We start from the raw sequence: 15,000 nt of genomic DNA, 5'->3' as shown, positions 1-15,000 counted from the left end.
GGCGGGTCAGACCTGCGTCGACCTCTTCTCGTACGACGACTCCGTCGACGACTCGGTCACGAGTCGTGGCGCGGCGGCGGGCTCGGGCGTGGGGCCGCCTTCGCTGAGGCCGATGCGCCCGTGGAGCCTGCGCAGGAAGCCGGGCGCGTACCAGGCCGAGCGGCCCAGCAGGCGCATCGCGGCGGGTACGAGGATGCCGCGCACGGCGACGGCGTCGATGAGGATGGCGAGGCCGCTGCCCAGGCCGAACATCTGCATGAAGCTGAGCTTGGCCGTGCCGAAGGCGAAGAAGCTCACCGCGAGCAGGCAGGCGGCCGCGGTGACGATACGGCCGGTGTGCCCCAGGCCGTTGGTCACGGCGGACTCGTTGTCCTCGCCCAGGTCGTGCAGTTCCTTGATGCGGCTGGTGACGAACACCTCGTAGTCCATCGAGAGGCCGAAGGCGATGCAGAACATCAGCACCGTCATGGACACCTCCATGGGCTGCGCGGTGAAGCCGAGCAGGGAGGAGAGGTTGCCGTCCTGGAAGATCCAGGTCATGACGCCGAGGGTCGCGCCCAGGCTGATCAGGTTGAGGAGCAGCGCACGCAGGGGCTGCACGATGCTGCCGGTGAACAGGAAGAGCAGGAGGAACGTGGTCAGGGCTACCAGGGCCACGGCGATGGGCAGACGGCTGCCGATGGAGTCCTTGGAGTCGACCAGTTCGGCGTCGACGCCGCCCACCAGGGGCTGTGTCCCGGCGGGCGGAGTGAGCGCCCGCACCTTGCCGACCAGGTCCTGGGCCGCGTCCGACTTGGGCGGCAAGGTGCTCACCACGGTGATCTGCTGGGCGTCGGGGCGGCCGAGGGCCTTGTTGCCGGGGTCGGCCGCCGCGGACCGTCCGTCGGCGTGGGTGCCCGCGCTGGTCTCCACGCGGACCACGCCCTTGAGCCCCGACAGTTCATCCGCGTACGACTTCAAGGTCCCCTTGCTCACGTGGCTGTCGATGACGACGTGCAGGGCCGCGTCGTCGTTGCCGTTGAACTTCTCCTGAAGAACCGTCGAGACCTGGCGGCTCTTGGCGTCCTCGGGCAGTACGCGTTCGTCCGGCGTGCCGAAGGTGATGCCGAGGAGAGGGCTTGCCGCAAGGAGCAGCACCGTGAGGACGGGCAGCGCGGTGAGCGCGGGGCGCCGCATGACGGTGCCGGCCAGCCGTCCCCACAGGGGGGTTCGGGTGGCGGCGCGCCCGCGCTTGGCCCACGGCAGACGTCCGCTGTTGACACGGTGTCCCAGGACGACGAACAGGGCCGGCATGACGAACAGGGTGCTGATGGCCGCGATGGCGACGACACCGACCCCGGCATAGCCGAACGAGCGCAGGAAGTACTGCGGGAAGACCAGCAGGGCCGCCAGTGCGGCCGCCACGGTCGCGGCGGAGAAGGCGACGGTGCGGCCCGCGGTGCTCACCGTGCGGCGCACGGCGTCCTCCACGCTTGCCCCGGTGGCGAGTTGCTCCCGGAAGCGGCTGACCATGAGCAGGGCGTAGTCGATGCCGAGGCCGAGCCCCAGGGCCGTGGTCAGGTTGATCGCGAAGATGGAGACGTCGGTGACGCTGCCGAGGACGAAGAGCTCAGCGAACGTGCCCGCGATGGCGATGAGGCCGATCGCCAGCGGCAGCAGGGCCGCGACCAGGCTGCCGAAGACGAGCAGGAGCAGGATGAGGGTGAGGGGCACGGCGATGGCCTCGGCCAGGACGAGGTCCTTGCCCGACTGGGTGCCCATCTCGCTGGTGACGGCGGCGCCGCCGCCGGCCTCCACGGTGAGCCCGCCCTCGTACGGTCCGGCGTAGGCGTCGATGACGCTCTTGGCGTTCTGGTCGCGTTCCAGGTCGTCGCCCCGCACATGGGCCAGCACCATGGCCTCGCGGCCGTCCTTGGAGCGCAGGTCGGGGCTTGCCGTGTCCCAGTACGAGATCACGTTCCGCAGGTGCTGTTCCTTCTTGAGGTCGGCCACCAGGGCCTTGCCGCTCTGTCGGGCGTCGGGGGTGTCGACGCGGCCTTCGTGGGCGCGGACCAGCAGGACCAGGTTGGTCTCCCCGCCGAACTTCTCGTCGATGACTTCTCCGGCCCGGGTTGACTGCGAGGCCGGGTTGTCGTAGCCGCCTCCCAGCAACTTGCCGAAGGCGCCTGCGCCCAGGGCGCCCATGAGGGCCAGGGCCACGACGGCGACGACGAGTATCAACCGGGCCCTGCGGATGGCCAGTTCGGCTATGCGTTCAAACACGCACGCTCTCCTTTGGTGTCCTTGCGGTGAAAACGGCGCGAAGCGGCCGGAGCCGGGTGATGAGGGTCCGGCGAGGTGCTTCGCGGAGCGTCTTTCGCTCCGTCAGAACAGGTGCGGTGCTGCACTCTTCGTCGCCGGGAACGACGTTAGTGAGGAGACGGTAAATTTGGCAGTGTTAGATTTTCTTCACACCCGGAAGCCGGAGGAAGTCGCCTCATGCCCGCAGAGGAACACGCCACAGCCCCGCCCTCCCTGCGCCAGCGACGCCGGGCCGCCGCCACGCAGGAGATCCTGGACGCCGCCGAGCGGCACATCGCCGAACACGGCCCCGTGGCGCTGTCCTTGCGTGCGGTCGCCCGCAGCCTCCAGATGACCGTGCAGGCGCTCTACCACTACTTCCCGAGCCGGGACGCCCTGGTCACGGCGCTCGTCGCCAAGGCGTACGACGACCTGGCCGATGCCGTGCGGGCCGCCGTCGACACCGCGGCGGACGACCCGGACCTGCCGGGCCTGGTGGTCGCGGCCGAGGGCTACCGGCAATGGGCCATCGTCCACCCCGAGCGTTTCCAGCTCCTCTACGGAACGCCGCTGCGGGACTACGAGGCACCCGCCGAAGGCCCGACCACCCAGGCGACCCGCCGGATGAGCGCCATCTTCGAGCGCGAACTGTTCGACGGGTTCAGCACGGCGCAACTGGCCGCGGCCGAGGCCCCCGCGCTCTCGTCCGAGCTGGCGGCGTACCTGGAGCAGCTGCCGCACTTCGGCCTGGGGCATCTGCCGCCTCCCGCGACCGCCCTCTTTTTGAGCGCGTGGGGGCACCTTCATGGCCTCGTGGTCCTGGAGGTGTTCGGGCACACGGCATTCCTCGGCGACCACCAGGCCGAGCTGTTCCGCATGGGGATGCGGAACCTGCTGGAGGACGTCCGCCGCCGGATTCCCGAGGCGGCGGTGCCGGAGCCGCGTCCTGGAGCCGGACCGTGACGCGGCCGGTCAGACGCTTGTGCTCTCCATGGGGGTGTCGGCGGTGGGCCGGGGGCGCAGAATCCCGGCGGTGCAGGCGGCGAGGACGCAGAACGCCACGGGCAGGAAGAACGTCAGGTTGAGCGGGACGGCGTGCGTGAGCGGTCCGATGACGGCGGGTCCGGCGAGCATGCCGAGGTAGCCGAGGCCCGCGACGCGCGAGACGTTGGCCCCGGCGGCGTCCTGGTCGGCGTGGCCCGCGGCGCTGAAGAGCTGGGGGATGCAGCCGGAGAGGCCGATGCCGAACACGGTCCAGCCGACCAGGGCCAGCGGTATCCAGGGGGACAGCGCGGCCACCGTCATGCCCACGGCGGCCACCGACGCTCCCTGGCGGAGCACGGCCACCGGGCCGTAGCGCGCGGACACGCGGTCGGCGAGCAGCCGGCCGACGGTCATCGCGGTGGCGAAGGCGCCGTAGGCCAGGGCGGCGGTGGCGGCGGGCGCGTCCAGGGTGTCGCGCAGGTGCAGCACGCTCCAGTCGTTGGCGACGCCCTCGCAGAGCATGAGCATCAGCGCGAGCGCGGCCAGCATCCAGATGCGCCTCGGCGTCCTGCGCCGGGTCACCGCCTCGGCGGCGGCTCGTTCGGCGGGGTCGGCCTCGGGGCGCAGCAGTGAGGGCGCGGCCAGTGCGGCCACGGCCAGGCCGAAGAGCGCCACCGTGCCGAGGGTCAGTGCCGGGCTCAGCTCCCAGCTGAGGGTGCGGGCGCCGACCAGTGCGGCGAGGACTCCGCCGATGGAGAAGGTGGCGTGGAAGGCGGACATGACGGGGCGTTCGTAGCCGCGCTCGACCTGGACGGCGTGGGCGTTCATGCTGACGTCCAGGCAGCCGTTGCCGAAGCCGAGCACCAGCAGCGCCGCCCCCAGCGCCCAGGCGCTCGTGGCGAGCCCCGGCAGGATCACCGTGGCGCTGCACAGCGCCGCGCTGAGCGGTACGACGGTGCGGGCGCCGAAGCGGTCGGTGAGTCGGCCCACGAGCTGCATGCCGACGAAGGCACCCGCGCCGAGCAGCAGCAGGAGCCAGCCGAGCACGGCGTGGCTGATGCCGGCGCGGTGCTCGACGGCCGGGATGTGGACGATCCACATCCCCATGAGGAAGCCGTTGAGGGTGAAGTAGACGAAGGTGGCAAGGCGGCCCGAGCGCAGCGATCTTTCCATGTCAACGAACATAACGAACATGATGTCTGTTCGGAAGATTGCGTATCGAACATTGGTGATGTTCAATTGCGGCATGGCGAGCACAGACCGACTGAGGCAGATCAGCGATGCCGTACGCGAGACCGGGCGGATGGGCGTCGCGGAGCTGGCGGAACTGACGGGCGCCTCGGAGATGACCATCCGCCGCGACCTGGAGGCCCTGGCGGACCAAGGCGTCCTGGAGCGCTACCGCGGCGGCGCCAGAAGCCTGCTGCTGCGCGGTGAGGAACCGCCCTTCGCGCTCCGGGCCCAGGAGGGGCTCGAGACCAAGCGGCGCATCGCCGGCGAGGTCGCGGGCCTGATCGCGGACGGCGAGTCCGTCGTCATCGACAGCGGCACCACCTGCCTGGAAGTGGCCCGCGCGCTGGAGCAGCGCCGGCTGACCGTGCTGCCGCTGTCCCTGCACGCGGTGAACGCGCTGACCGGGGCACCGCAACTGACGCTCCTGGTCCCCGGCGGCCGCCCCCGCCCCGGCGAGCTGGCGCTGACCGGGCCGCTGACCGAGGCGTCCCTGGCCGCCCTGCGCTTCGACACCGCGGTCATCGGCTGCTGCGGACTGAGCGCGACTCACGGCCTGACCGCGTACGACCTGGACGACGCCGCGGTCAAACGTGCCGCGATCGCCTCGGCCCGCCGCGTCATCGCGGTCGCGGACGCCCCCAAGCTCTCCCGCACGGCCCTGGCCTTCGTCGCCCCCGCCGCCGCTCTGCACGCCGTCGTCACCGACGAGGCCGCCGCCCAGGACGAGACCGACGCGCTGGTGGCCGCCGGCGTCACCGTACGAAAGGTGTGACCCCATGCCGGACTCGCCTGAATCGCACGTCTCGTACGTCTCACACGCCTCGCCCGCCTCGCCGGACGTCGTGCTCTTCGACCTGTTCGGCGTCATCGCGCGCCACCAGTCCGCCGAAGGCAAGGGCCGCATCGCCCGGGCTGCGGGAGTGGCCGCCCCGGCATTCTGGGACGCCTACTGGGCACGCCGACAGCCGTACGACCAAGGCGTGTTGACCGGCCCCGCCTACTGGCGCCAAGTGGCGGACACCCTCGCCACCCGCTTCGACGAACACCGCATCGCGGGGCTCATCGAAGCCGACGTCGCCAGCTGGAGCGCCGTGGACGAGGTCATGGTCGCCCTGGTCGAGGAGCTCGCGGCAGCCGGCCGCCGCATCGCGCTCCTGTCCAACATCCCCGATGAGCTGGCCACTTACTACGAGGAACACCACGCCTGGCTCAAGCACTTCTCCGTGCGCGCCTTCTCCTGCCGCATAGGCCACGCCAAACCCGATCCCGGCGCCTACGACTGGTGCCTGACCGCCCTGCGCACCGAACCGGACCGCATCCTCTTCGTCGACGACCGCGAGGAGAACATCCGCGCCGCCGAGACGGCTGGCATCCGCGGCCACCTGTTCACGACGCCTGAGCGTCTCCGGGGAGCTCTCTGACGGCGAGGGTGAGGGAGAGGGAGAGGTGAGGGAGAGGGCTGTGCGGTCCAGCGGCTTGGCGCTCAACTCGTCCCGGGCGAACCGCTCGTAGTCGACGGCGCCGAGTGTCTCGATCACGTTTGCGAGAGACGCCCGTGCCGCGGCGCGGCACCCTACCGCCCCGCGGTCATGACGCGTATCGCGCCTGGCTGGATCCGACCGCCCGGCAGCGGGCTCGACGTTCCCGCCGGTGCGGACGGTCGGGGGGCGCCGCCCGAGGAGCGACGGCCCGCGGCGCCCTCCCAGATGTCCGCGAAGCCCTGACGCATCGTCACATCGTGTCCCTATCACGGAGAGCAGGCGAGGTGGGCGTCCTCTGGGGCAGGTGGCCAGAACGCCATCGGTCGTCGGGATAAACCCCGCGCGGAGCAAGATCACCGTTTCGTGTGCTGCCAACGGTCTTATCGGGCGAGCCAGGCGCAACGGCCGTTAAATGGTCACCGGATCTGGATGAAATCCCGGAGATTACACCGCTACTTCCGCTTTCGCCGGTTGGCGCGCCTGCACTGATCACCTCCCTCGTGAAGGAGAGCTCGACCGATGACCGTTGAGACCAGCCCGGAAGCGCGACTGGAGCCGCCGCGGCGGTCCTTGAGTACGGCGGCTGCCCGCAATCTCGCCACCACCACGAAGTCCGCCCCGCAGATGCAGGAGATCACCTCCCGCTGGCTGCTGCGGATGCTCCCCTGGGTGGAGACCAAGGGCGGCGCCTACCGCGTGAACCGCCGGCTGAGCTACACCGTCGGCGACGGGCGCATCGATTTCGTCCAGGACGGCGCGGACGTCCGGGTGATCCCCCGGGAACTCGGCGAACTGGCCCTGCTGCGCGGCTTCGAGGACGTGGAGGTCCTGACCGCGATCGCCGACCGGTGCGTCCAGCGCGAGTTTCGCGCCGGTGAGGTCCTTGCCGAGCGCGGCACTCCCGCCGGGCAGCTCCACCTGATCGCCCACGGCCGGATCAACCAGCACTCCGTGGGCAAGTACGGAGACGAGGTCGGCGTCGCGGTCCTCGCCGACGGAGACCGGTTCGGGGAAAGCGCCCTGCTGGACGCCGACGCCAGGTGGGACTCCACGGCGACCGCCGAGACCGCCGGCACCCTGCTCACCCTGTCCCGCGCCGACTTCGACTCCGTGCTGTCCTCGGCACCGAGCCTCCAGGCCCACCTCGACGAGCTCCGCCGACTGCCTCAGCAGCGCCAGAACAAGCACGGCGAGGCCGAGATCGCGATGTCGGCCGGACATGTCGGCGAAGTCGCCCTGCCCGGTGCCTTCGTCGACTACGAGCTCAAGCCGCGCGAGTACGAACTCTCCGTCGCCCAGACCGTTCTGCGGGTCCACACCAGGGTCGCCGACCTCTACAACGGGCCGATGAACCAGACCGAGGAGCAGCTCAGGCTCACCATCGAGGCGCTGCGCGAGCGCCAGGAGCACGAGCTGATCAACAACCGGGAGTTCGGCCTGCTCCACAACGCCGACTTCAAGCAGCGCATCCAGCCGCACTCGGGCCCGCCCATCCCGGACGACCTCGACGAACTGCTCTGCCGCCGCCGCGGGACGAAGTTCTTCCTCGCCCACCCCAGGACCATCGCGGCGATCGGGCGCGAGCTCAACGCCCGCGGGATCTACCCCGATCACGTCGACCTCGGCGGGCAGCAGGTGCCGGCCTGGCGCGGGGTCCCGATCCTGCCCTGCAACAAGATCCCCATCACCAAGGAGCAGACCAGCTCGATCCTCGCCATGCGCATCGGCGAGGACAACCAGGGCGTCGTCGGTCTGCACCAGACCGGCCTGCCGGACGAGTACGAGCCGGGCCTGTCGGTGCGCTTCATGGGCATCGGCGAGCAGGCGATCATCTCGTACCTGGTCAGCACCTATTACTCCGCCGCCATCCTGGTGCCCAACGCACTCGGCGTGCTGGAGAACGTGCAGATCGCCCGCAGGCCCGCCTAGAGGATCCGTCGGACCGCCACGACAGCCCGGACCTTCCCGGGCCGGGCGAGTGTGCCCGGATCCGAAAGAGGCCGCCCACCCCACCAAGGAGCCACGGATGCCCGATCCTGGGTCTTCCCCGCCGCAGCCGAGCCTGCCTGCCGCCGCGGCCCGCTTCGGGGACCACGTCCCCACCCACGCCGCCGGCGTCCTGCCCACCACGCCCTCGGTTCCCCGTCCAGCCGCGGCGAGGGAACCGAGCCCTGCCCTGGAGCGGATCCTGCGCGGCCCCAGCGGTCTGGGCACGGCGGGCCTGCATCTGGCCCTGCCGCCGGAGTTGCCCGCGTCCTCGGCGTCCTCGGCGCCGTCGATGCCTCCGGAGCCCTCAGAGCCCCCGGCCGCCGAAGCGCCGGCGGACGCCCTGCACATCCCGGGTCTCTACTACCACCCGGTGCCCGAGCCCGACCCGGCGCGTGTGGAGGAGGTCAGCCGCCGGATCAAGGACTGGGCGGTGGACGAGGTCGAGCTGTTCCCCGACGAGTGGGAGGGCCAGTTCGACGGCTTCTCCGTCGGGCGCTACATGGTGGCCTGCCATCCCGACGCCCCGACCATCGACCACCTGATGATCGCCACCCGGCTCATGGTCGCCGAGAACGCGGTCGACGACTGCTACTGCGAGGACCACGGCGGCTCGCCCGTCGGCCTTGGCGGGCGCCTTCTGCTGGCGCACACCGCTCTGGACCCCCTGCACGCGCCGCAGGAGTACCAGCCGCAGTGGGCAAAGTCGCTGCACGAGGATGCCCCGCGGCGCGCCTACCGCTCCGCGATGGAGTACTTCGTCCGCCAGTCCACCGCCTCCCAGGCCGACCGCTTCCGGCACGACATGGCCCGGCTGCACCTGGGCTATCTCGCGGAGGGCGCCTGGGCCCAGACCGACCACACGCCCGAGGTGTGGGAGTACCTGGCGATGCGGCAGTTCAACAACTTCCGGCCCTGCCCCACCATCACCGACACCATCGGCGGCTACGAACTGCCGGCGGACCTGCATGCTCAGCCCGCCATGCAGCGGGTCCTCGCACTCGCCGGCAACGCCAGCACCATCGTCAACGACCTCTACTCGTACACCAAGGAACTCGCCAGCCCCGGAAGGCACTTGAACCTGCCCGTGGTGATCGCCGAGCGCGAGGGCGTCTCCGACCAGGACGCCTATCTGAAGGCGATCGAGGTCCACAACGACCTCATGCGCGACTTCGAGGCCGAGGCCGCCGCCCTGGCCGCCTCGTGCGCGGTCCCGAGCGTGCTGCGCTTCCTGCGGGGCGTGGCCGTATGGGTCGACGGCAACCACTACTGGCACCAGACCAACACCTACCGCTACAGCCTGCCCGATTTCTGGTAAGGACGGAATCACCTGTGACCAGCACTGAGTTCACCACTGTCGACAGCGCCTCCGCGTTCGTGCCCGCACCGGCGACGCCCTACCAGGGCGACATCGCGCGCTACTGGAACAACGAGGCGCGTCCCGTGAATCTGCGCCTCGGCGACGTCGACGGGCTCTACCACCACCATTACGGCATCGGCGACGTCGACCACGCCGCCCTGGGGGATGCCGACGACAGCGAGCACGAGAAGAAGCTGATCACCGAGCTGCACCGCCTGGAGTCGGCGCAGGCCGAGGTCCTCCTGGACCACCTCGGCTCCATCGCCCCCGACGACACGCTCGTGGACGCGGGGTGCGGGCGGGGCGGATCGATGGTCATGGCCCACCAGCGGTTCGGGTGCACGGTGGAGGGCGTGACCCTGTCGGCCAAGCAGGCCGACTTCGCCAACCGGCGCGCTCAGGAACTGCGCCTCCAGGACCACGTCCGCGCCCGCGTGTGCAACATGCTCGACATGCCCTTCGAGACCGGGCAGGCCGCGGGCTCGTGGAACAACGAGTCGAGCATGTACGTCGACCTGCACGACCTGTTCTCCGAGCACAGCAGGGTCCTCGAGGTCGGCGGCCGCTATGTGACCATCACCGGCTGCTGGAACCCGCGGTACGGCCAGCCCTCGAAGTGGGTCTCCCAGATCAACGCGCACTTCGAGTGCAACATCCACTCCCGCCGGGAGTACCTGCGTGCCATGGCCGACAACCGCCTCGTCCCGCAGGCCATCGTGGACCTGACGCCCGCGACCCTGCCCTACTGGGAGCTGCGGGCCACGTCGTCCCTGGTCACCGGCATCGAAGAGGCGTTCATCAACTCGTACAAGGACGGCTCCTTCCAGTACGTCCTGATCGCGGCCGACCGCGTCTGACCGACCGCCGGCCCAAGGGGCCGGGCCCGCCGACCGGCGGGCCCGGCCCTTCCGGCGCTGTGCGTGAGGATCGGGTGCCGCTCGCGAGGAGGGGACGCGGACTGTCGCGTACCGCTCCCGCTCCCCTACAGTGCGTGACGCCCACCTCCGTCCGTGACGACCCGTGACGACGCACCGCCGTCGAACAGGAGCAGCCCCGTGGCCACCCATGCCCGCCCCGGCTCCGTCCCGAGCCCGACCCCTCCCGCTCGCCGGGTCCCCGAGCTCGATCCTGCCCTCGTCGCCGAGTGGCAGGCCGGGGGAGGGGAGCTCGTCGACCTCTTCGCTCAGGCGCGCGAACAGCTCGGCGGCGTCGCCGCCGTCCGGCTCGGCCCGCGCCCGACCGTCCTGGTCACCGCCCCCGAGGCCGTGCAGCATGTGCTCGCGCTCCATCCCGGCCGGTACGTGAAGCGTTCGCACCGCGCCCGGCTGCTGATCGGCGACGGAGTCCTGGCCGCGACGGGCGAGGCATGGCAGCGCCAACGGCGGCTGCTGCAGTCCCAGTTCACCGGCCGGGGCATGCGCCGCTACGAGCAGCGCATCACCGAGGCCGCCCGGACCGCGGCGGCGCGCTGGGCCGGGTACGCACGCTCCGGGCAGGTCTTCGACGTCGGCGACGAGATGCGGCGCTTCGCCCTGGACACCATCTGGCGTTCCCTGACCGGACATCCCCTCGCGCCCGCGACGGAGCGCGAACTGGCCGCCGTGCCCGCGGTGGTGGCCGCGCTGCCCAGTCTGCCCGCCGACGGCACGGCCGCCCAGGGGGCGGTCGCCGCCGACCTGGCCAGGATCGACGCGGTGTCGAGCCTGGCCATCGCCGCCGCGCGCGACGGCGCGGCCGGACCCGACGGGCCGGGCCTGCTGCACGTCCTGCTCGATGCGGCCACGACGCGCCCCGAGTACACCGACCGGCTGATCCGCGACGAGCTGGTCACCCTGCTGGTCGCCGGGCACGAGACCACCGCATCGACCCTGACCTGGCTCTACCTCCTGCTGGACCAGAATCCGCAGGCGCGGGAGCAGGCCCTCGCCGCGGGCCCCGAGGGCTCGCCCGAGCGCCGGCAGGCCCTCCAGGCACTCGTCCACGAAGCGCTGCGGTTCTATCCGTCGGCCTGGATCCTGCCGCGCTGCGCGGTGCAGGACGACCATCTCGCCGGGTACGAGATCGAGGCGGACACCGACGTACTGGTCTGCCCCTACCTCACCCACCGGGACCCCGAACTCTGGCACGACCCGGGGCGCTTCGACCCGACGCGCTTCTCGACCCCAGGCCGGCGCCCCACCCACCCGGGAAGCTACTTCCCGTTCGGCCTCGGCCCCCGGGCCTGCCTTGGCCTGCAATTCGCCCTCCGCGAATCGACCACCCTCCTGGAACACCTGCTGCCCGCCCACACCCCCCGTTTCCACTCCATCCCGGAGAAGGCCGCCTATAGCATCACGGTCCGCCCCGACGGCCCGACACCGGCGGTGCTGGGCGGCTAGGTCCGGCGGTAGTAGGCGAACTGGGTCTCTCCGTTGTAGCCGTAGCTCTCGGGGGGCAGTTCGTGCAGGGCTACTCCGCCGCGGGTGAGGGGGCCGAGGGCGTTCGTCAGCAGTTCGTTGGCTCCGGCGATGAAGGCGGCCTTTTCCTCGGCGCTGTTCGTGCCCAGGGTGATGCTGACCTCGACGTGTGCGTCGAGTCCGCCGGTCAGTGGCTTGCCCGCGACGTAGTAGCGGGTGGGCGGAACCATGTCGATGTGGACGATGGTGCGCGCGCCGGACTTGCCGAGGGCCGTGACCGCGAGCGCGGTGAGCCTCTCGGCCAGGGTGCGCTGAGTGGTGGTGGGGAGGTCGGGGTCGGTGATGATGGCGCGGATGTAGGGCATGGCTCTCCTCGGTGCGCGTTCGGGATGCGTTCGGTGGGTGCCGGCCGTAGGCGGCGGCTGTGGGCAAGCCTGGCCGACCTGGAACGATGGATCCAACGCACCGACGTCATAGCTCTATGAGGCCGCCGCATGACCGTGAACCTTGCCCAGCTGAGGGCCTTCCTCGCCGTCGCCGAAGCAGGCGGCTTCAGCGCGGCCGCCGCCGAGTTGAGCATGAGCCAATCCGCGGTCTCGCACGCCGTGGCCTCCCTCGAACGCGAGCTGACGGCGCCGCTGCTGGTCCGCGCCACGCCGGTGCGGACCACGGCGCTGGGTGAGCGGATCCTGCCGCACGCGCGCACCGCGCTGTCGGCGGCCCGGTCCGTGGAGGAGATCGCGGCCGACGCCGCCGAGACGATGACCGGCACCGTACGGCTGGCCTGCACGCCGACCATCTGCCAGGGGCTGGTCCCGGACCTGCTCCGGCACTGGAGCGAGGAACAACCCCGGCTGACCGTCCGGTTCTTCGAAGGCGACAGCACGGAGATCGCCGCCTGGCTGGCGGACGGCGTGGCGGATGCCGCCATCCTGATCGACCCGCCCACGGGGGCCGGCGTCCACCTGGCAGAGGACCACTACCGGGCCGTGCTGCCCCGGGACCACCCCTTGGGGGACGAACCGCTCGTCGACATCGGGGACTTGGCGGACGACCCGTTCCTGATATCGCCCGACAACTGCGAAGCCCGCGTCCGCACGATCCACATGCGGGCCGGGCTGCCCTTCACCCCTGCCCGCCGGGTGCGGGACCTGACGACGCTGATCGGCATGGTGCAGGCGGGCATCGGCGTGACGGTCCTGTCCGAGGCCTCCCGCTCCCTGCTCCCGTCCGACCTGGTCCTGCTGCCGCTGAAGCCGGTGATGTCCCGCAGGCTCGTACTGACCGGCCCCCATGAGCGTCCCTGGCACCCGGCGGTCCGCACGCTGGCAGAGTCGGCCGCCGTGCACCTGTCCGGACTCAGTTCTGGGCCCGCTCCAGTTCGTCCTGGTGGTGGCGCAGCCGGATGCTGACCGCTCCCGCGGTGAACAGCGCGCCGCCTATCGCCGCCGTAGCGTCGGCGCGGCCTCGATCTCGTCGGCTCGGTCGGGGGCGGTGCGCCCCCCGGGGCAGAGCCACTCCCAACGCAGAAAAAAGCCCCGGTCTCGTGAGAGACCGGGGCTTGTCGCGAGCGCTGGGCAGGCCTTGCACCTACATTTCCCCGCAGGAAGCGGGGCGTCTTTCCTTGGACGACCAACGCAGGGCCCGCTTGCAGGAGTTCCGGCTGCGGGCTCAAGATCCACTATAGCGTACGGAGCCGGGCTCGCCGACCTACGTGTGTCTCGCCGGGCGGGACATCAGGTCACTGCACGCCGTGCGGCCGGAACTGGATGCTGATGCGTCCCCCGGCGGCGCGGGTGGACTTGGGGATGGCGTGTTCCCAGGTGCGCTGGCAGGAGCCGCCCATCACGATCAGGTCGCCGTGGCCGAGCGGGCGCCGGACGGTCTCGCCGCCGTGGCGCGGGCGCAGCAGCAGGTCGCGGGGTGCTCCCACGGAGAGGATGGCGACCATCGTGTCCTCGCGGGCGCCCCGGCCGATGCGGTCGCCGTGCCAGGCCACGCTGTCGCGCCCGTCGCGGTAGTGGCACAGGCCGGCCGTCGTGAAGGCCTCGCCGAGCTCGGTGGCGTAGTGATCGGAGAGGGCTTGTCGGGCCTCGTCGAGCACGGCGTGGGGGAGTGGTTCACCGGCGCGGTAGAAGGCGAGCAGGCGCGGCACGTCCACGACCCTCTCGTACATCTGCCGGCGCTCGGCCTTCCAGGGGACGTCCGCGGCCAGCCGCTCGAACAGGACGTCGGCGCCGCTGAGCCAGCCCGGCAGGAGGTCTATCCACGCTCCGTCGCCCAGAACCGTCCGGCGGATGGTGTTCAGGGGCCCCAGGCGCACGTCGTCGCTCTGGTCGAAGAGGGATCCCTGGAGCTGGTGCGTCGCCATGCGGCCAGTGTACCCAATGATTCGAACATGCGAGCTAATTCGAATGCCGGTCACCGCGAGCCCCGGGGCGCGCGGTGACCGGCGGCCGGGGTCAGCGGGAGCGCTGCCCCGAGACCAGGCGGTAGACGAACAGGACGAGCACGGAGCCGACGATGGCGGCGATCCACGTCGACAGATGGAAGAACCCGTTGATCGAGTGGACGCCGAAGATCACCTTGCCCAGCCAGCCGCCGAGCAGCCCGCCCACGATGCCGATCAACATCGTCACCAGGCAGCCTCCCGGGTCCTTGCCAGGAGTGAGGGCCTTGGCGATGGCCCCCGCGATGAGACCGATCAGGATCCAGGCGATGATGCCCACGAGCGTGTTCCCTTCCCTTGTGTACGTGTGTGTACGTGCCGACGCTTGATCTGCTGTCCGGCACTGGGACAACTGTCCGGCCCAGGGCGCCTCACGCGGGACCAAGGTCCCCGGTCGCGGGCCAAAGGTCATTCCTCTGCCAGCCGACCGGGTGAGGTTCGCGCGGCAGATGTGAAGGGAGCGTTGCAGGCTCTCCATGTCTTCGTCGCCGTGAGCATGCCGGCAAGGGGCAGGCGAGAAGAGAAGCCGCGAGGAGGACGCTGCCGATGTTAGTTGTCGCTCTTTTGCTCCTGCCGGCCATGGGACTCCTGATGATCGCCATGGACCGCATCGAGGACGGGATGAACGGGGAAGCGTGGCCGAGAGCCGGCCGGCGGGTACGTCACCTTCGTCTCATCCACGGCGCAGGGCCCGGGGGACGTCATCGAGCGCCCGTGGCCGAGCAGCACAGCGACGCCGCCTGACGCACGAGGAAACGGCGCCGGGGGGGGCGGGGGGGCGGGGGGGGGGGGGCCCGCCCCCCCGCGGGAGCAGCCCAGGGACGGGGGGGT

The 15,000-nt window shown here is 71.0% G+C and carries 13 protein-coding genes; 8 read left to right on the top strand and 5 right to left on the bottom strand.

The window, feature by feature from the left end; all coding sequences use genetic code 11:
• Positions 1-6: 6 nt before the first annotated feature.
• Entirely contained in the window at positions 7-2,262 is a 2,256-nt protein-coding gene (locus ACIGXX_RS34675) for an MMPL family transporter (RefSeq protein ID WP_399981743.1), read from the bottom strand.
• Between the two features lie 216 nt (positions 2,263-2,478).
• On the opposite strand from ACIGXX_RS34675, the gene ACIGXX_RS34670 reads away from it, so the two are divergent.
• Entirely contained in the window at positions 2,479-3,243 is a 765-nt protein-coding gene (locus ACIGXX_RS34670) for a TetR/AcrR family transcriptional regulator (protein ID WP_366464442.1), read from the top strand.
• A gap of 9 nt (positions 3,244-3,252) precedes the next feature.
• Here the strand turns inward: ACIGXX_RS34670 and ACIGXX_RS34665 are convergent, their stop codons facing one another.
• A complete protein-coding gene (locus ACIGXX_RS34665) occupies positions 3,253-4,437 on the bottom strand; it encodes an MFS transporter (RefSeq protein ID WP_351165759.1) in 1,185 nt (394 codons plus the stop codon).
• A 73-nt stretch (positions 4,438-4,510) separates the two neighbouring features.
• Between ACIGXX_RS34665 and ACIGXX_RS34660 the strand changes: the two genes are divergently transcribed.
• The 6 genes from ACIGXX_RS34660 to ACIGXX_RS34635 all read left to right on the top strand — a co-directional run bounded on the left by ACIGXX_RS34660 (position 4,511) and on the right by ACIGXX_RS34635 (position 11,702).
• Positions 4,511-5,269, top strand: coding sequence for a DeoR/GlpR family DNA-binding transcription regulator (locus tag ACIGXX_RS34660; RefSeq protein ID WP_351165761.1), 759 nt, complete (start codon positions 4,511-4,513; stop codon positions 5,267-5,269).
• A 4-nt stretch (positions 5,270-5,273) separates the two neighbouring features.
• Positions 5,274-5,918, top strand: a complete 645-nt coding sequence (locus ACIGXX_RS34655) for an HAD family phosphatase (RefSeq protein WP_351165763.1) — start codon at positions 5,274-5,276, stop codon at positions 5,916-5,918.
• Between the two features lie 579 nt (positions 5,919-6,497).
• Complete coding sequence (locus tag ACIGXX_RS34650; protein ID WP_351165765.1) at positions 6,498-7,907, top strand: family 2B encapsulin nanocompartment shell protein; 1,410 nt, start codon at positions 6,498-6,500, stop codon at positions 7,905-7,907.
• A gap of 97 nt (positions 7,908-8,004) precedes the next feature.
• Complete coding sequence (locus ACIGXX_RS34645) at positions 8,005-9,282, top strand: family 2 encapsulin nanocompartment cargo protein terpene cyclase (RefSeq protein ID WP_361467587.1); 1,278 nt, start codon at positions 8,005-8,007, stop codon at positions 9,280-9,282.
• Positions 9,283-9,296: 14 nt separating this feature from the next.
• Positions 9,297-10,181 carry a geranyl diphosphate 2-C-methyltransferase gene (locus ACIGXX_RS34640; RefSeq protein ID WP_351165769.1) on the top strand — a complete coding sequence of 295 codons (885 nt, stop codon included), beginning with the start codon at positions 9,297-9,299 and terminating at the stop codon, positions 10,179-10,181.
• Between the two features lie 198 nt (positions 10,182-10,379).
• On the top strand, positions 10,380-11,702 hold the full coding sequence (locus ACIGXX_RS34635) for a cytochrome P450 (protein ID WP_399981734.1): 1,323 nt from the start codon (positions 10,380-10,382) through the stop codon (positions 11,700-11,702).
• On the opposite strand, the gene ACIGXX_RS34630 is transcribed toward ACIGXX_RS34635, so the two are convergent.
• Positions 11,699-12,085, bottom strand: a complete 387-nt coding sequence (locus ACIGXX_RS34630) for a 4-oxalocrotonate tautomerase family protein (RefSeq protein ID WP_399981728.1) — start codon at positions 12,083-12,085, stop codon at positions 11,699-11,701. The two genes, ACIGXX_RS34635 and ACIGXX_RS34630, sit on opposite strands and share 4 nt — an antisense overlap.
• A gap of 129 nt (positions 12,086-12,214) precedes the next feature.
• Here ACIGXX_RS34630 and ACIGXX_RS34625 point away from each other — a divergent pair, with 129 nt between their 5' ends.
• Complete coding sequence (locus ACIGXX_RS34625; RefSeq protein ID WP_399981725.1) at positions 12,215-13,132, top strand: LysR family transcriptional regulator; 918 nt, start codon at positions 12,215-12,217, stop codon at positions 13,130-13,132.
• A gap of 329 nt (positions 13,133-13,461) precedes the next feature.
• On the opposite strand, the gene ACIGXX_RS34620 is transcribed toward ACIGXX_RS34625, so the two are convergent.
• Both ACIGXX_RS34620 and ACIGXX_RS34615 read right to left on the bottom strand, forming a co-directional pair.
• Positions 13,462-14,091, bottom strand: a complete 630-nt coding sequence (locus tag ACIGXX_RS34620) for an alpha-ketoglutarate-dependent dioxygenase AlkB (protein WP_399981722.1) — start codon at positions 14,089-14,091, stop codon at positions 13,462-13,464.
• Positions 14,092-14,182: 91 nt separating this feature from the next.
• On the bottom strand, positions 14,183-14,449 hold the full coding sequence (locus tag ACIGXX_RS34615; RefSeq protein WP_351165781.1) for a GlsB/YeaQ/YmgE family stress response membrane protein: 267 nt from the start codon (positions 14,447-14,449) through the stop codon (positions 14,183-14,185).
• Positions 14,450-15,000 lie beyond the last annotated feature (551 nt).

Source organism: Streptomyces sp. NPDC055243, assembly GCF_044544025.1.
Classification (GTDB): Bacteria; Actinomycetota; Actinomycetes; order Streptomycetales; family Streptomycetaceae; genus Streptomyces.
Note: the sequence above shows the minus strand (reverse complement) of the source record. Positions and strands in the feature narration are given on the sequence as shown.